At 40.8% G+C, this 20,663-nt stretch carries 20 protein-coding genes; 3 read left to right on the forward strand and 17 right to left on the reverse strand.

Going from position 1 to position 20,663, the window contains the following annotated elements; genetic code table 11:
* Positions 1-871: 871 nt before the first annotated feature.
* Positions 872-1,087 carry a DUF6434 domain-containing protein gene (locus BLS03_RS18095; RefSeq protein WP_077283254.1) on the reverse strand — a complete coding sequence of 72 codons (216 nt, stop codon included), beginning with the start codon at positions 1,085-1,087 and terminating at the stop codon, positions 872-874.
* A 153-nt stretch (positions 1,088-1,240) separates the two neighbouring features.
* Positions 1,241-1,513 (reverse strand): nicotinamide mononucleotide transporter, encoded by a 273-nt coding sequence (locus BLS03_RS18105; RefSeq protein ID WP_029837077.1) that lies wholly within the window; start codon positions 1,511-1,513, stop codon positions 1,241-1,243.
* Between the two features lie 631 nt (positions 1,514-2,144).
* Here BLS03_RS18105 and BLS03_RS18110 point away from each other — a divergent pair.
* Positions 2,145-4,079 carry an ATP-binding protein gene (locus BLS03_RS18110; RefSeq protein ID WP_093277236.1) on the forward strand — a complete coding sequence of 645 codons (1,935 nt, stop codon included), beginning with the start codon at positions 2,145-2,147 and terminating at the stop codon, positions 4,077-4,079.
* Between the two features lie 352 nt (positions 4,080-4,431).
* On the opposite strand, the gene BLS03_RS18115 is transcribed toward BLS03_RS18110, so the two are convergent.
* The 7 genes from BLS03_RS18115 to BLS03_RS18145 form a co-directional block, all read right to left on the reverse strand.
* Complete coding sequence (locus tag BLS03_RS18115) at positions 4,432-5,181, reverse strand: hypothetical protein (protein ID WP_093277238.1); 750 nt, start codon at positions 5,179-5,181, stop codon at positions 4,432-4,434.
* 1 nt (position 5,182) lies between these two features.
* Positions 5,183-6,373 carry an AAA family ATPase gene (locus BLS03_RS18120; RefSeq protein WP_093277241.1) on the reverse strand — a complete coding sequence of 397 codons (1,191 nt, stop codon included), beginning with the start codon at positions 6,371-6,373 and terminating at the stop codon, positions 5,183-5,185.
* Positions 6,374-6,663: 290 nt separating this feature from the next.
* Complete coding sequence (locus tag BLS03_RS18125; RefSeq protein WP_093277246.1) at positions 6,664-7,227, reverse strand: hypothetical protein; 564 nt, start codon at positions 7,225-7,227, stop codon at positions 6,664-6,666.
* 139 nt (positions 7,228-7,366) lie between these two features.
* Positions 7,367-8,191, reverse strand: a complete 825-nt coding sequence (locus BLS03_RS18130; protein ID WP_093277511.1) for a restriction endonuclease — start codon at positions 8,189-8,191, stop codon at positions 7,367-7,369.
* 197 nt (positions 8,192-8,388) lie between these two features.
* Positions 8,389-9,639 (reverse strand): VapE domain-containing protein, encoded by a 1,251-nt coding sequence (locus BLS03_RS18135; RefSeq protein WP_093277249.1) that lies wholly within the window; start codon positions 9,637-9,639, stop codon positions 8,389-8,391.
* Entirely contained in the window at positions 9,632-9,874 is a 243-nt protein-coding gene (locus BLS03_RS18140; RefSeq protein WP_093277252.1) for a helix-turn-helix transcriptional regulator, read from the reverse strand. The genes BLS03_RS18135 and BLS03_RS18140 overlap by 8 nt, the downstream gene beginning before the upstream one ends.
* 73 nt (positions 9,875-9,947) lie before the next feature.
* Complete coding sequence (locus tag BLS03_RS18145; RefSeq protein ID WP_093277255.1) at positions 9,948-11,024, reverse strand: hypothetical protein; 1,077 nt, start codon at positions 11,022-11,024, stop codon at positions 9,948-9,950.
* Between the two features lie 303 nt (positions 11,025-11,327).
* Here BLS03_RS18145 and BLS03_RS18150 point away from each other — a divergent pair, with 303 nt between their 5' ends.
* Positions 11,328-14,198: a UvrD-helicase domain-containing protein gene (locus BLS03_RS18150; RefSeq protein ID WP_093277258.1), complete on the forward strand. Its 2,871-nt coding sequence runs from the start codon at positions 11,328-11,330 to the stop codon at positions 14,196-14,198.
* A gap of 40 nt (positions 14,199-14,238) precedes the next feature.
* On the opposite strand, the gene BLS03_RS18155 is transcribed toward BLS03_RS18150, so the two are convergent.
* From BLS03_RS18155 to BLS03_RS18185, 6 genes are all read right to left on the reverse strand, one after another.
* Positions 14,239-15,438 (reverse strand): site-specific integrase, encoded by a 1,200-nt coding sequence (locus tag BLS03_RS18155; RefSeq protein WP_093277260.1) that lies wholly within the window; start codon positions 15,436-15,438, stop codon positions 14,239-14,241.
* A 279-nt stretch (positions 15,439-15,717) separates the two neighbouring features.
* Positions 15,718-16,614 (reverse strand): hypothetical protein, encoded by an 897-nt coding sequence (locus BLS03_RS18165; RefSeq protein WP_039625422.1) that lies wholly within the window; start codon positions 16,612-16,614, stop codon positions 15,718-15,720.
* Between the two features lie 134 nt (positions 16,615-16,748).
* Positions 16,749-17,135, reverse strand: a complete 387-nt coding sequence (locus BLS03_RS18170; RefSeq protein WP_093277265.1) for an NUDIX hydrolase — start codon at positions 17,133-17,135, stop codon at positions 16,749-16,751.
* A gap of 179 nt (positions 17,136-17,314) precedes the next feature.
* Positions 17,315-17,572 (reverse strand): hypothetical protein, encoded by a 258-nt coding sequence (locus tag BLS03_RS25450; RefSeq protein ID WP_143015652.1) that lies wholly within the window; start codon positions 17,570-17,572, stop codon positions 17,315-17,317.
* Positions 17,573-17,710: 138 nt separating this feature from the next.
* On the reverse strand, positions 17,711-17,986 hold the full coding sequence (locus tag BLS03_RS18180) for a putative quinol monooxygenase (protein ID WP_093277269.1): 276 nt from the start codon (positions 17,984-17,986) through the stop codon (positions 17,711-17,713).
* Between the two features lie 142 nt (positions 17,987-18,128).
* Complete coding sequence (locus BLS03_RS18185) at positions 18,129-18,725, reverse strand: hypothetical protein (protein ID WP_093277272.1); 597 nt, start codon at positions 18,723-18,725, stop codon at positions 18,129-18,131.
* A gap of 236 nt (positions 18,726-18,961) precedes the next feature.
* Between BLS03_RS18185 and BLS03_RS18190 the strand changes: the two genes are divergently transcribed.
* Positions 18,962-19,924, forward strand: a complete 963-nt coding sequence (locus BLS03_RS18190; protein ID WP_093277515.1) for an integron integrase — start codon at positions 18,962-18,964, stop codon at positions 19,922-19,924.
* Between the two features lie 52 nt (positions 19,925-19,976).
* Here the strand turns inward: BLS03_RS18190 and rplT are convergent, their stop codons facing one another.
* Positions 19,977-20,330, reverse strand: a complete 354-nt coding sequence (gene rplT, locus BLS03_RS18195) for a 50S ribosomal protein L20 (protein ID WP_004727974.1) — start codon at positions 20,328-20,330, stop codon at positions 19,977-19,979.
* A gap of 41 nt (positions 20,331-20,371) precedes the next feature.
* The gene (gene rpmI, locus BLS03_RS18200; RefSeq protein ID WP_093277519.1) at positions 20,372-20,566 is read right to left on the reverse strand and encodes a 50S ribosomal protein L35; all 195 of its coding nucleotides are present in this window, start codon (positions 20,564-20,566) and stop codon (positions 20,372-20,374) included.
* Positions 20,567-20,663: the final 97 nt, after the last annotated feature.

The following is a 20,663-nucleotide window of genomic DNA, read 5'->3' on the forward strand; positions in this document are numbered from 1 at the left end:
ATTTTTAATGAGGCAACTTGACGAACTTTGGCATGTTTTACAGTTGGAGTGATTCAAGAATTTGAGCCGAAAATACTGATTTGCCGAAACCACAAAGCGAATGGCCAAAGAGATTAAATTTAGAGAAACCTAAAAATTTTGCCTTGTCGCATAACGCCGTGTTAAGGGGTGAGACAACGCTGCCGCCAAAGCGGATATGACCGCCTTAATCACATAAACCGATTTGAAGTGAAAGTGCCACGCGTTGACGAATCCCTCTTAAACACTTTGTTATGTTTTACCACAACTAATTCGCTCACATGGCAAAGAACTGAATTGAATAAGAAATTGTTTAACTTGCATCACACGATGTTGTGGAATTAACCGACAAAAGCGATAAATACAAATCGCGTAATTCCCAGAAATTTGATTGAGGCAACTTTGATAGCTTTTAGCGAGCGATTGCATCCCTGTCAAAACAGCGAAAGACAAAACCCGAATTGCCGAAAGCCCCGCTGCAGATTTGCTAATTGGGAAACATAACCGAAGAGACTTTAAGCCAGCCCAATTTTCAACACACAGACGCGATTTCAGATTGAAGCAACTCACGAACTTTGAAGCGTGATTATGTTTGAGGGATTCATGAACTTGGGCAGACAATATTGAATTGCTGAGGCAACTCGAACGAATGGCCAAAGAGACCAAAGAAATAAGCGCCAAGAAACCTTTTATTTCTTCTAAATCAAAGTGAAACATAACGCCCTGTTAAGTAGTGAGGCATGCAATACAAATGTTTCTGCACTACTCCGTAAACACAAAAACCACTGCAAACCAAAACTGCCACGCGTGCCGAATCTGCTTGAACAGTTTGTTATACAAAATTTCGCGCGACTTACTTTGAATCTTGACGCCTAATCCACTCTTGGGAAGCGTCACCCATTGTTAAACCCACCGAACTTTTCATCCATTGCATGAAATCTCGGTCGAATTTAAATTGCTCACCAAATTTGGATTTAAAATAGCGGCGAACGTTTTGAGTTGTCTTGTAACTATCTGTAATGACTGTACCGTCATCAATATCATTTTTATGCCAATCAACCTTTTCCATGGTCTGATTTCTCCATTTTGTATAACGCCCTGTTAAGGGGTGAGCAACGCAATATAGAAGCCGCCGCAAGCCACCTTAAACACTAAAACCAACGCATAGTGAAAATGCCACGCGTTGCGAATCCCTCTTGAACAGTTTGTTATGTGCAAACTTCTAGCTTGTAGATGACTGCTCAGCAACACTAACTTTAGGCTCTTTCTCTGGCGTCGACCATTTGATGATTGCTCTAAGGTTCATTGAAAAAAAGATGATATTTGCAATTATCATTGCCACACTGCCAGTAAGATAACCAACTACTACCCAACTAGTGTTACCGCACATCATTAAAATGAACCCGATTTTGTTCTTATTTCCAATTTGCCAAATTGCAAGAAACGTAAGTACCATTGCAACCCAGTCGATTCCATAGTACTGAAAATATTCCATTTTTCCTCCAAGCACATAACGCCCTGTTAAGGCGTGACAAAAATTATAACATATCAATTAAAATCAATAAGTTAAATAGAAAATTTATACATAAAACAAAGCATATATAGCAAATATGTAGCTTTACAATTGCCCAAGAACTATAAACATCGCTTTTCTGCTCTCAGGCACTCTTTTGGACATTTCCAATTTAAGATGACGGGCTGTTTTCTGCCCTATCGATAAGTTTTAGTATCCCAAACGTAATAAGGCACCGCTGATCGCAGTGCATGAAATGCAAGAAAATGGACAATTCCTGTCATCGGTACTCTCCACGGGTATATTTGTTTTATACAGAATTCATCGCAAGAATGCAGTGTCTGGATCATTCCCTGATTTGCCGACTTCCCAAAACAAGTTGCTAGTCCGAAATGTGCTCGTTTGATTCTAACGTGCTATCCGTATGGTGCACCCCGAATACGAACTTACCCCTTCCGGATATGGTCTGAAAGTAGTTTGGGTATAGTCATATAGGTATACCTAACGGGTACACCTATCACATTTACTTTAGTCAAAGATTAACATATGCATATAATGGCAATGTAGGTAGTGTTTATTAAACCGTGTTATTGGCTAGATTAGGGTATCGACAATGGAACTTGGATTAGATGTTCAACTCACAGGAACAAAAGACTTGAACGGATTTTTGCTTGAGAAGCCCGTGAGCAGCTTGGATACGATAGTTATGGTTTTAACAGGAAGAAACGGCTCAGGAAAAACCAGATTTATTGAAAGTGTTAGTAATGGATCTACTCAAATATCCATTAACGGGTCACCCTTAGATAAGGCTAGCATTTCGTATATAAAACAATCAGCTCTTAATCCAAACCTTGGGAATGTTTATAACCATTCAAATAGTCAACAACGACTTACAGCTGCTTTGAGCTTTTATAATAGTGTTAAGCATGACTTCGATCTTCCTTTTGATAGAAGTAAATCTCAAGCACATGACCGAAGAAATGAAAGTAATACTTTAAATTATGAGCAGCTTTACAACCTTTGTTCAGCAATATCAAAGAAAATGGACAAGCCTGCCTCAGAGCTTAGTCATGACGATATAATACTAAATTATGAAGAGCCTTCTAACAATATCCTTGGGGTTCAGAATATATCGACTATCTTTAATCAGTATATCCAGAGGCAGCACCTAAATAAGTATAATAAGTGGCTGAATACAGTTGAAAATGAAGATGTTAAGTTCTTTTCGGATGTTGAGTTTGTAGATAAGTTTGGAGACAAACCATGGATTGTAATAAATAAAATACTTGACGAAACTTTTGATGGTAAATTTAAGTTCAATGTCCCTGACGAAGATTCAAAAAGCTACTCTTTTCAAGCTAGTTTGATTAATACAGAAGACGGAAAAGACTCTGTTCTATCAGTTCAGCAGCTTTCATCAGGTGAAAAAACACTGCTATGGTTAGCGCTAACTTTGTTTAATACTCAGTACTACGAGGTGGAATTTACAAAGGCACCTAAGGTTTTGCTTATCGATGAGCCAGATGCTTTTCTGCACCCCAAGATGGTTGTGAAAATGTATAAAGCACTAGAGTCCTTTAGCAAAAGCTTTGGTTCTATAGTTATTATTAGTACGCATTCACCAACTACTGTAGCTTTATCACCAAAAGATAGCGTATTTCTAGTTGAAAATAATAATCTTAAACTTATTGAAAAAGATGAAGGGATCGCTGAGCTTTTAGATGGTGTAACACAAATATCAATTAGTCCAGATAATAGACGTCAAGTTTTCGTTGAGAGTCAGTATGATGCAGATGTATATCAAAGTATCTACTATAGATTAATGAACTCCTCAAGGTTAATCGACCCTAAAGTATCATTGAGCTTTGTTAGTTCAGGTCCAAAAATGCCAAGTCAGCAACTAATGGATAAGGCGAAGCAAATTCTCCAAGTTACTGATGAGAACCTGCTCAGTGAGTTTACAGAATCAATTAATGGAATTGGCAACTGTGTGCAGGTATTAGGTCAAGTAGAGGCACTTCTTAATAACGACAGTAAAACCGTTAGAGGTATTATTGATTGGGATCTAAAGAACAGGCCTAAAAAAGGTATCTCTATATTAGCTGAAGATTATGCTTACTCTATTGAAAATATAACGTTAGATCCTGTCTGTATAAACTTACTCCTTCATGTGGATAAAAATCATACTATGTCTGATATATGTGGCTCTGAAGTCAACTGGCATGAATTTATTGAAAATGACCAGCTTTTACAAGTTAGTATAGATAGATTGATATTTAAGGTGCTCGGAAGAGATAGTAATAAAGATGCAGTTCTAGCCTATACATCAGGTTTAAAACTATATACAGATAGGGATTACCTAAGAATGAATGGTCACGCTCTTGAGCGGAAAATTAAAGAAAAATATCCAGAACTAAATGCATACTGCAAAAAAGGTAGAGATGGAGATCTGAAGTGTACCATCGTTAACAAGGTTATGATTACACTTTCAAATTGTAAGTTTATTCCTGTTGAGTACGAGAAAGTTATAGCAGACGTTCAAAAGTGATGAGCTCGGAATGTTACTTATCAGGGAACAATGAAGTACAAACTTTAAAGTGATTTAATTCTTAAATGGTTGATTTTAAATATTTTAGACTTAGTATCTAGCACTCGAGAGTTCGAATCTACTTAAGCGGGCTACATGATCTTTTTGTATTTACTTAATGAGCAGTGGATAACTCAGCTTTTCCAATTCTGAGTTACCTCTCCCCCGCAGATTTGCATAACGATGCAGGCACGAATGATCAAGCTGACTCGAAGATGGACAGAAACGGTTTAGAGACAGAACCCGATATTGTCCGTACCAGATTAGAAGAAGTATCTTGAAACTTTAAATGCTATTTAGGATTCCAGTTAAATCATTGGTTTCTTATGCTTTCGATTAGAAAACATTCAAACTTTTCAGCTTCTGAGCAACGGGACTTAACAGTTTGAAAATTATTATAAACTCGATCCGCATAGTTCAAATATTGACTATCTTTTTTGGCTAACCTGTCCACACCTTTTTTCTTCTTAGAAGAAAAGCCTAGTGAAATCAACCTATCTTCCAAGTTGACAATCTCTTCATAATTGAATCCTGTTCCTAAATCAGAAAACACATTTTCAGATGGGTCATACAGCGCTAATAACCATGTTTCCATTGCATAACTAGGTAGCAAGAAAACAGGCTTTTCCTCTGAAGTTTCAGATTCGTTAATCCAATTAAAAAGGGCTTTTTCGCAAAACTCTCTTCTACCTAATGCGGTATTGGGGAAGCGTTCGTCTAAATCAGTGATATGTTCTGCGATATCAGTATCCATCTGAATAATCAAACCATCGGCACTAGTTTTAACCAGTGCTTTCCAAGTTCTACGTTTGGCTAACTCTACGAAATGAGGAGCTATACTGGCAAAATCGTCATCTGATTTTACTCTCCAAGATTTACACCAAGTCCTTACTGCATTCCATCCATGAGCTGGCCATTCTCCAGTGGTCGCATCTCTTTGTGGTGACAACTCTTGAATTGTAACTTCAGCCCCCAAGTCTTTACCCAACTTACTAGATAACCTTTTTAAAAAAGCAACATCGGTGGGACCTTCACATACTAACAAGTATTTGAGTTTCTTCATTTTAAATACCTGTATTTAATCCACCAAATGCTCCCGACAACCAAATTTCAGAAAGCTTCAACCCAAAATACTGTTTCTCCCAATCTTCTTTCGTCATTCCTTCCGGGGGCGACATTCTATCGATAACAGTCTGACCATCCTCACCTCTACTTACTACGAATAATCGATGGTCTGGATTAAATAGATCAACAGCATCTAATGTCGTTGGGTTGTGAGTTGTAAGCATGACTTGTTTAGAACTATCACCCTGAATATATTCCGCTATATGACCCATAAGGTTTTTCACCAAACCTGGATTCAGAGCACTGTCAATATTATCTAGCGCAAAAAAATCAGGTGAGTCTTTATGTGCCAGAAGAGCTAAAACAAACAGAATAAATAGTGCACCTTCACTAACGTCATAAGCATATAGGTCGTTAAAGTTAGTTTTCATAAACTTATCTTTATAACTAACAACTCGCCGTCCAATTGTCATATGTTCAGACATAAGATCACTATTTGGCTGCGATGAAGTACCAACTTCCTTAAACCAGTCGAGTAACTTAAAGAATCGTTGAAGTTCTTTCCTTTTTGATATATCGGCCATTATTTCATTTAATGACTCTGCGAGACGTCCACCATAAAGCCCTAAAGGGGACTTATTGCTGTTATCTGTTGCAACACCTCTCAAAATAGGTGTTGAAGGAGCGAATATCGCAAACTGCTCCAAAACACTTAGATCATCAATATCGCTTTCAAACGAACGATATAAAGGAATAATGCTTTTCTCTCTATCTAGCTTGTTTTTTATTTGGCTTCCTAAAATCGTCGCTCCATTATTCGAACGACCACAAACTGATTTTCCATTTTTTTTAAGGGATTCAGCATTATACGAAAAGCCATCTACTGCATTAACGCTCATTTTATAACACAGTGACTCAGTTTCTGCTTCAATAGAAAACGTATTTCTTCGGTCTTTATTACGCAATGACGTCCGAAATATCTTGGGAGAAGATAGGCGAGCCCCACGCCTTGATAGCCTTTCATAATCAATTCCCCCTTCGACTGAAGCGGAAAGCATTGCAATAGATTCTAGTAAGTTGCTCTTACCAGCACCATTTGTACCGATAAAGACATTCAATCTACCTAAATCAATATCCTGATCATATATGGATTTAAATCCTTTGATAGTTAGACGCTTAATATGTGCCATTTACAAGAATCTCATTTTTAACTTATTGTCGGCATTATAGTTTCTTTCTAGGGTAGTTACTACCTCAAGGAGCCAACCAAATGATATGGACTCCCTCAACTTGAGGCACAACATGCCAGAGTTATTCCTTCAGATAACTTTAAGTAAGACAAATCAACGTGAATAGAGAGTGGACGGAGCCTTTGATCTAAATTGGAAAGGGGCACTTCTGAGTTACGAAGTGCCATCTGTGAAAGTTCTGGACAGCAATGAGTTAGCCATGTTAGCCCGAAGCTGGGCTAAATTACTTGCTAATGATGCAAGCCTTTACCTCCACCCTTCGTTTGAGAGTATGCATGTGAAGTATCATTGCCATACTTCTTCCAGCGATTACCTTCGGACAGTACAGAACTGGCATGGAATTCATCAGGTTCAGCTTCACGCTGGAATGCCTGACGATATTCTTCCTTGATTCGTCGCTTTTTCTCGGTGAATGTTTTGTAGCTATTATATTTATCAGCAACTGTATGAGTTACGAAAGCCCCATTAAAGAATTTATAGGACAAAGACGAAGACTTAAAGGTTAGTATCTCGCCATTTATATCAACATCAAGATAAACCGCATTCCCAGCCTCACGCACATCTAGTACAGGACCATCCCCAAAGGTTTTGTGCGAAAGAATTATGTTGTGCTCTTTTTCGTAAACATCAAGGAAGTCCTTACCAAGAAAATTTAGCGCTAGCATACAGTTCGGGGAAGTATGACTAATATGAGTGTCATCTAACTTAGTAGTTAGCGCTATATCGGATTTAATGTCAGGTGCTTTTTTTGGGGAGAAGAACTGACTAATTACATTCCTAAGCTTTCTTAACATATACATGTTCTATTCTACTTCTTCGCATACAAACATACAGGTTGATTTCTATTAATAGTAACTGCCTGAGTAGTTACTACTGATAACTCTAACTAAACAGAAAGGGGCAATTCCTTTCTAGTTAATGCATTCCCATTCATCACATTACACCGATGTTTTTTGTATAACGGCATCTTGGATAGGCAGAGCACCCATAAAACGCCCGACCTTTGTTGTCCCCTCTTTTCGCGGTGCGCTTTACCAGTGTTGAATGGCAGCTTGGACAGATAAGTTCAGGCTCAGCAGGTAACTCAGCTTTCGTTTTCGCCTCAGTTCGGCAATGTTGTGCAAGTTCAATCATATTGACGAGATCGCCACCATTTATCAGCCATAGCTTTTTATCCAAGGCGTATTTCACCGCTTCAGAGGTAAAGTCACCTGACGTTACCACGATCATCTTGCTGGCACTGTGTTCTATCATTACGGCATACATCTCTCGCAATATCGGAATGCCCACTTTGCGAGTCTTCCAATGCGTGCATTGTACTAGTGTCAGTTCCCCATCTTTTCTCATCCATATATCAACGCCACCGTCAGGCTTTTGAGAGAACGCTTGTTTAACTTCATAGCCTTGCTGCTTAAAGAATTCTCCGATATAGCTTTCAAACTCTAACCATGTCAGGCTTTTTAATGGCTCTGTTGTGCCTCGATGGGCTATTTCGGATGTTGTCGAAGAAAACTGGCGCCGTCTTTTGAATTGCTTAATAAACGCGATAGGAGTTGGAACTAAGAAGAGAAAAGTGAGATAAGGAGCGATTAGGCTTAGGTTTGGCGCTATGGCATCAAAAACCAAATTCCCTGTACCCTTGGCTAAGGCAGGCAGCACAACACTCAAACTAATATAGACAATGGCAGCGACAATGAGACTGAGCCACCACGGCGCATCCATAAGATGCCAAATAATCCCATCATTCTTTTTTGCCATGATTTCGCCCGCCCATTCGATATGCATATTGAAACATATTAAATTTGCGATAGCTTCGACTTACGCCTCAATTCTTTTTGTTAACGACTGGAATACGGTGATTTATCAAACTCTAAGTCTCAAAACTTACCCCACTTGCCCCACCTCCCCCACTTAATCAGTGAGGCAAGTGGGGGAGGTGGGGTTAATTTGGCAACTTACTGAAATGGAATGTGGGGAGTAACCGTTGGGAACAAGTATTGGTTGTAGCCGTTTTTCAGTTTCTTCTTAATTCGTCCTTCTTTATGGAGCTGATTCAGTGCTTTGCCAAGCACACTGCCCTTTGAAGCATCGATTCGTAACAGCTCACACACTTGTTTAGTAGAAAGCCACTCTTTTGCTTTGCCGTGACAGTCAGCTAAGTGGTCATTCAATAAGTTGTACCAGTTCCCTTTGTCTACATACTTAGCGGATTCCTGTGAGACTTGCGCTTGTAACGCGGCAGGTAACATCCAAGGATGATGTTTGACCATAAACTGGTGTTTCACCTCTAACCAGAACTGACGCAGTTTCTCAGGCTCTTTGAGGGTTAACTCCCCTGTTGGCTGATATTCCCATCCAAGAATGTGATTCAACGTCTCCATATCCGTTTCATCGACCAATTCAATCACCGCGTAACGAGTGTTCCCTGTCTCGTCTTTTAAGAAGTCCGTGCCGTTGACCGTCGCAATCAGATTGGTTTGACGCTCTTTCTTGATGTCAGTACGTGCATAAGGTGGCCTTACCGTATCTTTCGAGCGCGTGACAAACGCTTTCAGTGCCCCTTGGCAGTTTTTGGTCGAGCGCTCTAACTCGCCAAGTTCGACAATCCAAGAACGAATCACCGATAACACGCTGTCTTTGTTGTCAGGGTTAAGCTCTGCCCCTTCCAGAAACGCATTAGGCATCACGTTAGCAATGCGCTCTACAAACGCTGTTTTCTTAAATGACTGCTCCCCTTGCAGTACGGGCACCAATTTGGATTTGAAGTTACCAACAAACAGACATGCTACACAGCCGACTAACCAGTGTAGCAACACCGCATTAGAAAGCTCAGGATGCTTGGCTTTCAGACAGCTTAAGGCGGCGTTAACCCTTGCTACACCGTCCCACGTTCCATGTAGCCAATCTGCTATTGGGTGATACCGATTCTTTAAAGCTAACGCGCCAAAGTGGTCATCAATGGCACTTCGAGGCATGGAATAAATCGAAGCGAGAGAAATCAACTCACTGCGCACTTCTTCCTGCGCCCCCGCTAATTGGTTGTCTTTGAAAATATCGGGCTCTAAAGTCATCCGATTGTGCTTGGCTTCGTATCCGGCGCTATCAAGTAGCGCCTTAAGATTGTCAGCGGTATTGAGCACAATGCGTTGCCCTGATTCTTTGTACTTTACATGCGGAAAGGCGGGCTCGTTGTCGTCATTAAACATAGGTGCCCTCCTTTTGTGAGAGGTGGTCACGTTTAGTATGACTTTCTAACCATTGGTCAAGATCTTCTTTGAGGTAACGGACAGCGCGGCCAATCTTAATGAAAGGCGGTGCCATGGTGCGGTTTTTACGTTGCCCTTCCATTCGTGATTGGCGTAAGAAAGAGCGGCTCATTCCAATGTAAGCAGCGGTCTCTTGCTCGGTAAATGCGCGTTTCACAACGGTGCTTGTTGTCATGTTGATGTCTCCTGTTGTTCATTGAGACTTCAACTTAACCGGTCACAACGTCATATGACGCCAGTAACGACATTCACGACGACGTTAGTTTTTCGGCTTGCTCTGCTTTGACTAATCGACGGACATCCACCAATACGTTTTTACGAAATGAATCGTAAGACATGGTGTTTTCACTATCGCCTCGCCCAAACCAAGTGACACTGTCTTGCGTAATACTCTCAACCACTAAATCAACGTCATAGTGTCGGTTAAAATCGTGTTGATTAACGTCTTGCCGAAGCATTGCCCAAACCTTATCGGCTCTGGTTTGAGCGTTACGTTGAAGGATACGATACGCGATTAATGCAATGGGGTGTGTGAGTAACGGTTGGGTAACCGAACCTAACCGAACATCAGTGCGTTGACTAACCGAATCTAATGGGGCGTTAACCGAACTTAAGTGCATTGACTCAGTACTTTTAACCGTTGAACCTACCGTTGGGTTAACCGTTGACGTAGTACTCGAAGTGCTTTCGATAACCGAACCGTAACCGGACACCTTAATGCTTTCAGCGCCAAACACACCTATTAAATCGTCGATATCAATGCGCAGTTGCTCCGGTTTAACCGAAAGAGGTTTGATTTTCAGTCGCTGACCACCCGTATCAGGGTATTGATTGGCGATTTGTTCAGTTTTTTCATTGGGAATAAGTCGGGAGAGCATTCCAGCGTACTTACCAAGTACACTGTTTACGGTTAAGTCAGTACTGATTTCAGTACTAGCAAGAAAAGGTCCTGTGGGTTGTTTAAAACTGGCGTTTTTATAGGAAAAACTCGCTTCCTGAACACCATGAAACGCTTGGTTAACCGAACGCCAACGGTACACACGGTCAGGCTCTAGAATCAATACATCTTCGCAGGTCTGCGTTTCCAGTGAGAGAGTAAAGCGTTTGGACATCGGCATCGACAAGCGAACAACGCCGCCATAATCGAAAATGGAGACGACGACTCGCTCACTGCGGGAAATATAACCTCCGAAATTCTGACCTTGGGTTACTGCACATAACGCCATTAAGTGGTTATTAACGGCGTCAAATACATCCCCTTGCGTGAGATAGGTCTTATCGGTTAGCTCTGACAAATGCAGGAAACGGCGCTTAAGCGGGTTCATAACTCTCTCCCTTTGAGTAATGACTGTCTTAGACGCCGTATTAAATCATCAAAACTACTGTATAAACAACCATGGACATGAACAATGTGAACAAACTACCGCATCATAGCTAACTGAATACTTACAGGAGATTAGGCATTCAAATACCAATCTTCTAACAAAACTAAAACCGCCGAGTTTATTTACACTCTTGCGTTTCATTGGATCGTAGAAACCCAACCTAGCTCAACTGCTTATGTATATCTAATGCGTTACACTACTTGAACTTTTCGAGGCATATCAAATTATAACTGGCAGCATACAATGACTTTTTGGACACTCACATCAAACCCTTTGGCTCGCTTCTTCAAGAAGGATCTCCTAGTTCAAGTGGATAATGATGGGATTAGAGTGCTTCAAGATGAAACAGAAAATCAGTTTTTTTGGGAACAGTTGGATTCACCACCTATGTTTACGCTTGCCCTAGACGGTGGAAATTTAAGTTTTACCGCTGAAGGGAAACCATATCGCTATCGTATGCTTGGATATTTACTTCCCTTTAAGTACGCCAAGCATTTTATTACGTTTTGGGGAAATAAAAACGCAGAGCGTCTGCAAAGTTTCCTCAGTGACGCTTATTATCAATGCACTGCCACATTTATTAGAGATTCCACAGTAAACAGTATTAGGGCATTCGTTAACGAAGAAATTCAACGCTGGAAAGGCTGGGATAAAGTTGAAGGTCTATCAGAACAAGCAAAAGAAACAGCGAATAAACTCAGCAACATACATAATTGGACGTCTTCCGATATCGATAAAATACGGCAGCGTTATCTACAAAAGCAACTTACACACTATCAAGATTTTTTTGATTCGGTGGAGTCGAACCCACTGACCCAAAAGCAGCGAATTGCTTGTGTGACCGACAATGATAACAACCTTCTCCTTGCTGGCGCTGGAACCGGAAAAACCAGCGTTATGGTCGGTAAAACAGGCTATTTAGTGAAAAGTGAGCAAGCTAAACCAAGCGAGATACTCATGCTTGCCTATGGTCGAATTGCCGCATTAGAAATGGACGAACGCATCAAAGAAAAACTCGGACTAGATGACGTAAAAGCCAGTACGTTTCACAGCCTTGGTATAAAAATCATCTCTGATGTGGAAGGAAAAAAACCGAGTCTATCCAAGCTAGAAGACAGCCCTAAAGCCAAAGCAGAATGGATGAATGATCAAATAGAGACACTCATGCGAGACAGTGATTATCGCAAGGCTCTACTCGAATATTTCAGCTCTTATTATTACGTTGACAAAAGTCCTTGGGATTTTAGCTCTCAAGGTGCCTACCTCAAATATCTCAATGACAATGACATTCGCTCCATGAGAGGAGAACAAGTCAAAAGTTTTGGTGAAATGGTCATAGCTAACTGGCTATTTAGAAAGGGGATTAACTATCAATATGAGGCCAAGTATCGAATTGATGTCGCAACAGAAGAGTATCGTCAATACGAACCCGACTTTTACCTTCCTGATTACGATATCTATATCGAATATTACGGAACCGATGAAAACGGAAATACTGCCCCCTATGTTAATCAAGAACGTTACCACCAAAGCATTGCTTGGAAACGTGAAACCCACAAGAAATATGAAACTGGGTATGTGGAAGTGTTTTACCACCAGCACAAAAAGGGCAGGCTGTTAAATGCATTAGAGCAAGAGCTATTGTCCCGTAACGTTGACGTTAACCCTATTCCTGATGATGTCTTACTCAGCAACTTAGAGAAGATGGGACAAGTGACTGAACTCGCTCGATTGCTCACGGCATTGGTCGATATGTACAAAGCCGCCTGTCTAGACGATAGCGGCGTAGAACGGATCATCAATGAATCGCTTGACCCAAAGCAAACCGAAAAGGCTCTAGAGCTTTTGATGCCGCTCTATCATAGCTATCAAAGATACTTACATGATCATCAAGTTATTGACTTCAATGACATGATAGGAAAAGCACTAGATTACGTACAAACCGGCAGATTCAGTTCACCTTGGAAATACCTATTGGTGGATGAATTCCAAGACATTTCAGAGCCAAGAGCAAGACTAGTCAAAGCGTTGCGCGATAGTACACCTGGATGTTCGCTATTTTGTGTGGGCGATGATTGGCAAGCCATATATCGGTTCAGTGGTGCAGATGTACGACTTACCACCGAGTTTTCCAATTACTTTGGTCCCACGTCTGAAACCACGCTTGATATGACGTTTCGATTCAATAATTCCATTGGTGAAGTCGCGACTCAATTCGTTACTCAGAACCCTGTCCAATTAAAAAAAGACATTAAATCACTTGTCCAAGTCGATAAACCTGCCGTAAGCGTTATTCGCCAAAGTAGTGATGAAGAGGGAATGTCTGCTTTAGACAAAGCTCTCACCTCCATAGCAAACCAAGTTATAACCTCAAAACAACCGAGCAAAAATAAAGTGTACTTGCTCGCGCGATATTGGTATCAGCTTCCAGATATTCATCAACTTAGAACGTTAAAACACCGATATCCGACACTAGAGATAGAGAATCAATCCTTTCATGCTTCAAAAGGTAAAGAAGCGGAGTACGTTGTTGTTTTAGGGCTAACAACTGGCAAGCATGGTTTCCCATCAGAGAAACAAACCCCGCCACTCGTTGATGCTCTTCTTCCTCAAGGTGATAAATTCACTCATGCAGAGGAACGAAGATTGTTTTATGTCGCACTGACACGCGCTAAGCACAAAGCTTACCTTTTAGCTGACATGATGGATGCCAGTGAGTTTGTCACTGAACTATTGAAGAAGAAGTATCCTATAGAGACTGAGGAATTTGATGTATCACTAATCCAATTAGAGGCAGAAAAGATAACCTGTCACAGTTGCGGAACCGGCATCTTGAGACCAAAGGTTGGGCAGTACGGGAAATTTTTATCATGTTCACTGTATCCACGCTGTAAGCACAAAGAGACCCCCTGCACTAAATGTGGCAGCCCAATGAGCCGCGATATTAAAGAAGGCTTTCAAGTCTGCATCGATACAAGTTGCGGCGACGAACGTCCTATATGCAAATGTGGGAATGAAATGAAAATGAGAAATGGTAAGTACGGTAAGTTTTGGAGCTGCTCAACATACCGTAAAAGCGCAGATAAAAACTGCTCCTATAAAGTGAATTGCTAGTATGGCGTTAACGACATAAAAGCACACGTCTTAGATGCCACTAACCGATTAATCTAACGGCTTCTGCTGTATGCTCGGGGGCTAAATGCGCGTAGCGTAGTGTCATTTTTAAATCAGCGTGCCCAAGCAATTCACGAACAATGTTTAAATCCACTCCTGCCATCACTAATTTGCTTGCAAAATGATGCCGCAAGTCATGAAACCTGAAATCATAAAGGCCCGCTTCCTTCAACACCGTTTGCCAAGGATGCTGAAAAAACTCGACAGGTTTCCCAAGGTGCTCAAACACAAACACTGCTTCTGGATTCTGACCTCGCCAATCTTCCAACATGCTATATACAGTGTCATTAAGCGGTATTGTCCGTTTTTTCTTGGATTTGGCATTTTCCGAGCGGATCGTGAGGTAACGATTAACCATAGAAATGTGCTCCCAACGTAACGTTAACAGCTCCCCTTTTCGCATACCCGTGTGCATTGCCATAATAATTAAAGGCTCAAAGTAATCGATAAATTGTCCTAGTTCCGCCTTATTGTGGACTGCCGATCGCTTAGCATCACGTAAGCGGCTATCGCGCTCTTTTACTGCGCTCAATAAGGCTTGCTCTTCCTCTTGAGATAAGTAGCGAATGCGAGTGTTATCTTCTTTGATAAGTTTGACGTTGTTGAGGTTGTGGGAATCGATAAACTCCCACTCAACGGCGCGGTTAAACGCCGCTTTAAGCCGGTTAAAAGCGTAGGTAATTGTGGCAGGAGCCTTTCCAGCCTTTCGACGCTCTGTGACCCACTGCTGAAGATCCCAAGCACTGATCTCATCTAATGGCTTGTTGATAAGATGCTTAAAGTTATTAGCTACACATTGATAAGACTGCTTTGCCCTTTTGGGATTCATCGCAATCAAATAGTCTTTATAGTGCTCTTCCAAATACTTGCCAAGCGTTAGGCTCTTGCGCATTTCAAGCCGTTTCGCTTCGTGGCGAGATTCCTGAACATCAACCCCACTTGCCACTAATCCAGATTTCTCTTTTGCTAAATCACGTGCTTGGGCTGGCGTCAGTGAATCAGCCGAACCAATCAGGTAATTTCGCTGCTTTCCGTTGAGTCGATAATAGAGGTAATACTTGATAGAACCTTTGGGAGAAATTCGAGCGTGAAAGCCGCTGATTTCGGTATCATTTAAACGTCCTTGCTCGACGGTGAGAGACTTGATAGAGGTATTGGTGATCTTCTGCTTGATAGCCATAACACATCCTGACGTGTAGCAAATATGTAGCAGAATCATCGTACCAAGAGAGACTTAGATGAACAACCCAGAAGAAACCAAAATTATATAAGATACTGATTATAATAATCTTTAAGTTTATTAATGTTCATTGTGGTTTATAGGAAAACTTTACATCATTCCACTGTTAAGGTGTGAGCAACGCAATACCGAAGCTCCCGCATACCACCTTAAACACTAAACGCAACGCATAGCAAAAATGCCACGCGTTGCGAATCACTCTTAAACAGATTGTTAAATTCAATTATCACAATTTATCAGAATAAGGTTTGGCGGCTGATGCATAAACTCACCTTCAAAGTCAGTGTCCAAAAGTTCTTCAAACTCCCGAGCTAAAGAACTATCTGGAGAGGTCATCTCTATATGACTCATAAGTACCATCTTCAGCCACCCTCGTAAGTTATTACGATACCTTTCGGATTGTTTACTCAATCCTTTCTCATCGTGTACAGGAGTCCCTATTTCTAAGTTATAAAGTGCTTCACCAAACGTATTAATACAACATGCAAACGTACACTCTTTATACCCGTTTATCATTCGTGCAGGTTTCAATTTATGAACCTTCAACTTCGCATACTTAGTTGTAGGGTTACTAAGCGGTGAAGCACAATCTGCGGACATATAGAAAAAGTTATACTCTTTTCCCTTTATCTTGTGAAAGACTCCAATAGAACCAATCGATGGCAATTCAGCTCCACTTAATATTTCAGGATGACAGTCAAAAGGTGGGTAAGGTAAAACATTTGGTCTCCTTGCTAACAAGTCCCATTGTTCAAGATTAGCCTTAAAGCTTGTAGAACAAGAACCACTTGTCCAACTGCTACATAGGTCGTGTTTTTCTAGAGACCTTTTAGCCTGAAGTAAAGTAACCCTTGCTTCAAATGATGGAGTTTTCTTATACGACACGATCAATAAATCTGAAATTTCACAGCGAGCGGTGTTCCTTCCCCAACTGCCTTGTCCATTAAAAACTACTTGATGCTTCATTCCATGAAACTCTTCAAGTCTAAAAGTGCTGTTTAGAGAGGCAAAACTATCCATTAAAGCTCGAAACTGCTTAATCTCAGAAAAATTTGCTTTCTGAGATTCCTGCTTCCATGCCATTTCTAAATAATGTGCAAACATATTTGCCAACATCGAATATTCCTTTGAATTTAACGCCCTGTTAAGTAGTGAGGCATGTAATACAAAAGCTGCTGCACTACTCCGTAAACACTAAAATCACTGCAAACCAAAAATGCCACGCATGCCGAATCTGCTTGAACAGTTTGTTATGTGTATTTTGCTAAATATTTTCCGATAAACTCTACGTCCGCTCTATAAAAATCTACCAACGGAATTTCGTTTGGTTTAAACCAGTAAAATGTTTGCTGCCTATTTTCATCGGTTATTTTAGGGATACTGTCATCAAGTGCGGCCAGAACAACATAATGAATATCACCGCCAAACTCATTTTGAAACTGATGACTTCCTAACAATTTCAAATTACTTAAACCAGTCTCTTCCCATAATTCTCGAATAGCAGCTTCTTCACCGGATTCACCGTGATCTACTGAACCTCCAGGGAATTCAAATACCATACCTTTATTTCGACGATATCGCTGCTGGATAAGAACCTTATCGCGCTTAACGACCACAGCCATAGACAAATCTTTCATGACTAACTCTTTTATATCGGAATACACATAACGCCCTGTTAAGTAGTGAGGCACGCGATACAAATGCTTCAGCACTACTCCGTAAACACAAAACTTACTGCAAACCAAAAATGCCACGCGTGCCGAATCTGCTTGAACAGTTTGTTAGGTGTTTTGACGTAAAGCACAATTTTTTAAAACTACTCTGCCTTAAACAGTACTTTGTTAGTTTTTTCATCGCGCAGAAGCTTAATTTCGGAAGTATAAAAGAAGTCCACATCCACGCCATCCTCACTAGGACTAATATTTGTCGTAATATGAGCCCACTTATCTCCCATATCATATCCCCACGCAATATTTAGAACTCGATAAGACTGTTCATTTTCCAACTCCACAAGGGTCCACATGCCATCTTGTTCTTTAAATATCTTGATTATTTCTGTATCTGCATAATTCATTATTTATAAATACCTAACGCCCTGTTAAGTAGTGAGGCATGCAATACAAAAGCTTCTGCACTACTCCATAAACACAAAAATCACTGCAAACCAAAAATGCCACGCATGCCGAATCTGCTTGAACAGTTTGTTATGCGTTTACTCCAAAATCTCATAGTGACGTTCAACGTTTACGGTCACTTTACCCCAATGAGATGCTTTGACTCTTTTCTGATGTCGTTCAAAAGCCACTTTATCTTTGAATTCTTCATAAACGTCGAAACGAAGAGGATTTTCCGAATTTTGGATAACGTTAAATATGATACAACCCGGCTCTTCGAGAGTAAGTCGTTTATGATTTACCAACTCATTTTTTACTAATTCAAGCTCCGACTCAGGAACTAAAATAAAACCTTTCAATATTACTTTTGACATGAATTTCCCTGTGACGCATAACGCCCAATTAAGGTGTGACTAACGCTACCACGAAACTCAACCAAACCACCGTAAACACTGTACTCAAATTAGAACCAAAAGTCCCAAGCGTTAGGAATCACTCTTAAATTGTTTGTTAGCACTACTTCAAGTGCTCTAGCACAGTTTTACCAAATTTGACCTTGAAGGAATTAGTAGTTGTGTTGACTGATAAAAACAGATTGTGATATGAACCGGAGCAATGCTTATCAACATAACTATTGATATGTTGTTTAAAGTCAGATGACAAAAGGTATGATGCTTGTTGTCCGTAAGGTAAATAAGTAGGTAAAACTGCACTTGATGGCTCAAACTGTTGAATTGACATTGCAACAGTTGAATCAGAAGAGTGTATTGTTATCGAATTTATATTGCTTGGTTTATTACCAGTGCTCGTCACTACAACACCTAATGCATCATCAAGCTCCCCCTGAATTACGAATACGTCAAATACACACTTCAATTTCTCTCCACTGTTTTTCCTTTGTTGCTCTGCAAGCCACAGAGAAGTAAAAACTGCACCAAGTGCACCTAGACCAGCAACCCAACCTCCCAAAGCACTTAGAGCAGGTATAACAATTTCAGTTAGGGTGCCTTTATCGTAAGTAACCCCAAAACTAACCCCTAGAACAAAGGCAAGTGCAGCGATTAGGACAATACCGACAATAGCTGATATAAATTTTATGTGTTTCCAATCCACGAAACTTTCCTTGTAGTGCTAACGCTATCTATACATCTATTTGTAGCATTTTCTGACTCAAACTATGTCACATTTTTCCGTTACTTACCGATTGAATGCTCACACAACTTTCTGAAAATTTAGAATAAATAGTATGAAAATAGCGTATCGAGTTCGCAATTAGGTTGCACTATGTCAACTAGTTCTAGACTAAAGCCTTAAGATACTCACATGGATACATGTACAGGCATACCGGATTGAAATCTCAGTTTATTTTGGCACTTAATGAGTATATGCAAAGTCGCTACTACTCACAGAAAACGATCAAAGCCTACTTGGATTGGATCAAACGCTATATCGTATTTCACAATATGCAGCATCCGTCAAAACTCTCAGACAAAGAAGTAGAGTTGTTTTTAACTCACCTCGCCGTTAAGCAAAAGGTTGCCGCCAAAACCCAGGCATTGGCGCTAAATGCACTGCAATTTCTCTATCGTGATTTCTTTAAGCAACCACTCGGAGACGAATTACGCTTTCAGCGCTCTACCCTAGCGCAAAAGCTTCCTGTGGTGTTGACTAAAGACGAAATGAGACGATTCATTCAACATATCGACCCGAGATATAAACTCCACATTATGTTGCTTTACGGCTCAGGATTACGACTGATGGAATGCGTTCGTTTGAGGATCCAAGATATCGATTTTGATTTTGGCGCCGTTCGTATTTGGCAAGGTAAAGGAGGCAAGAATAGAATTGTCACTCTTGCAAAAGAGACCCATCAACTCATCAAAGAGCAACAAGCACTTGCCAAGCGGTATTACGAGAAAGATATTCATACTCCAGGCTATGCCGGCGTGTGGATACGAGAATCGTTAAATCGCAAATATCCTGGATGCGAAATGGACTTTAATTGGCACTATTTGTTTCCATCGAACAAGCTCAGTATCGATCCTCAATCGGGCCTCAAACGGCGCCATCACATAAATGAAGTTGCACTGCAGAGAGCAGTAAAGCATTCGGCACTTGAAGCCAAGATTGATAAAAATGTAACCTGCCATACTCTACGTCACTCATTCGCAACGCATCTGCTTGAGTCAGGCGCAGATATCAGAACCGTTCAGGAGCAACTGGGTCACTCTGATGTTCGAACCACACAGATTTACACCCACGTTATTGATCGCAGTGCGAGCGGCGTGCTTAGCCCACTCTCCAACTTATAGGCACAAAAAAGGAGAGCAAATGCTCTCCTTTTCTTAAACCTAAGCTACTAAATTAAAGAGCAGCTTTTGCTTTTTCAACAAGCACTGCAAAAGCAGCTTTGTCGAATACCGCGATGTCCGCAAGGATCTTACGGTCGATCTCGATTGATGCTTTCTTAAGACCGTTGATGAAACGGCTGTAAGATAGACCATTTTGACGAGAAGCCGCGTTGATACGTGCAATCCATAGTTGACGGAATTGACGTTTCTTAGCGCGACGGTCACGGTAAGCGTATTGACCAGCTTTAGTGACTGCTTGGAAAGCTACGCGGTAAACACGTGAACGTGCTCCGTAGTAACCTTTAGCTTGTTTTAGAACTTTCTTATGACGTGCACGAGCCTGTACACCACGTTTTACGCGAGGCATTATGTCTCTCCTAAACTAAACGATAAATAAACTAAAAAGAATTAAGCGTATGGCAACATACGGATAACTGCAGCCACTTCACATTTTGGAAGGATTGAGTTAGGACGTAGTTGACGCTTGTTCTTAGTAGTACGCTTAGTCAGAATGTGACGTTTAGTAGCGTGCTTGTATTTAATACCGCCAGCAGTTTTCTTGAAACGCTTAGCAGCACCTCTGTTGGTTTTCATCTTAGGCATGATGAAGAACTCCGCATTGTAGTAGTTTAATAACAACGTAATTAGGGCGAATAAAGCCCAGTCGCTTAACACGGCTGAGCTTTAATACTTGTAAGCC

Source organism: Vibrio xiamenensis (assembly GCF_900100015.1).
Lineage (GTDB): Bacteria > Pseudomonadota > Gammaproteobacteria > Enterobacterales > Vibrionaceae > Vibrio > Vibrio xiamenensis.

Bases quoted from the DNA above. Each gene is read 5' to 3' on its own strand.
- BLS03_RS18105 (WP_029837077.1), bottom strand. From the start codon at position 1,513: ATGGAATATTTTCAGTACTATGGAATCGACTGGGTTGCAATGGTACTT.
- BLS03_RS18095 (WP_077283254.1), bottom strand. From the start codon at position 1,087: ATGGAAAAGGTTGATTGGCATAAAAATGATATTGATGACGGTACAGTC.
- BLS03_RS18130 (WP_093277511.1), bottom strand. From the start codon at position 8,191: ATGGCAAAAAAGAATGATGGGATTATTTGGCATCTTATGGATGCGCCG.
- BLS03_RS18165 (WP_039625422.1), bottom strand. From the start codon at position 16,614: ATGTTGGCAAATATGTTTGCACATTATTTAGAAATGGCATGGAAGCAG.
- BLS03_RS18120 (WP_093277241.1), bottom strand. From the start codon at position 6,373: ATGGCACATATTAAGCGTCTAACTATCAAAGGATTTAAATCCATATAT.
- BLS03_RS18170 (WP_093277265.1), bottom strand. From the start codon at position 17,135: ATGAAAGATTTGTCTATGGCTGTGGTCGTTAAGCGCGATAAGGTTCTT.
- rplT (WP_004727974.1), bottom strand. From the start codon at position 20,330: ATGCCTCGCGTAAAACGTGGTGTACAGGCTCGTGCACGTCATAAGAAA.
- BLS03_RS18115 (WP_093277238.1), bottom strand. From the start codon at position 5,181: ATGAAGAAACTCAAATACTTGTTAGTATGTGAAGGTCCCACCGATGTT.
- BLS03_RS18180 (WP_093277269.1), bottom strand. From the start codon at position 17,986: ATGTCAAAAGTAATATTGAAAGGTTTTATTTTAGTTCCTGAGTCGGAG.
- BLS03_RS18125 (WP_093277246.1), bottom strand. From the start codon at position 7,227: ATGTTAAGAAAGCTTAGGAATGTAATTAGTCAGTTCTTCTCCCCAAAA.
- rpmI (WP_093277519.1), bottom strand. From the start codon at position 20,566: ATGCCTAAGATGAAAACCAACAGAGGTGCTGCTAAGCGTTTCAAGAAA.
- BLS03_RS18135 (WP_093277249.1), bottom strand. From the start codon at position 9,639: ATGTTTAATGACGACAACGAGCCCGCCTTTCCGCATGTAAAGTACAAA.
- BLS03_RS18110 (WP_093277236.1), top strand. From the start codon at position 2,145: ATGGAACTTGGATTAGATGTTCAACTCACAGGAACAAAAGACTTGAAC.
- BLS03_RS18155 (WP_093277260.1), bottom strand. From the start codon at position 15,438: ATGGCTATCAAGCAGAAGATCACCAATACCTCTATCAAGTCTCTCACC.
- BLS03_RS18145 (WP_093277255.1), bottom strand. From the start codon at position 11,024: ATGAACCCGCTTAAGCGCCGTTTCCTGCATTTGTCAGAGCTAACCGAT.
- BLS03_RS18140 (WP_093277252.1), bottom strand. From the start codon at position 9,874: ATGACAACAAGCACCGTTGTGAAACGCGCATTTACCGAGCAAGAGACC.
- BLS03_RS25450 (WP_143015652.1), bottom strand. From the start codon at position 17,572: ATGAATTATGCAGATACAGAAATAATCAAGATATTTAAAGAACAAGAT.
- BLS03_RS18150 (WP_093277258.1), top strand. From the start codon at position 11,328: ATGACTTTTTGGACACTCACATCAAACCCTTTGGCTCGCTTCTTCAAG.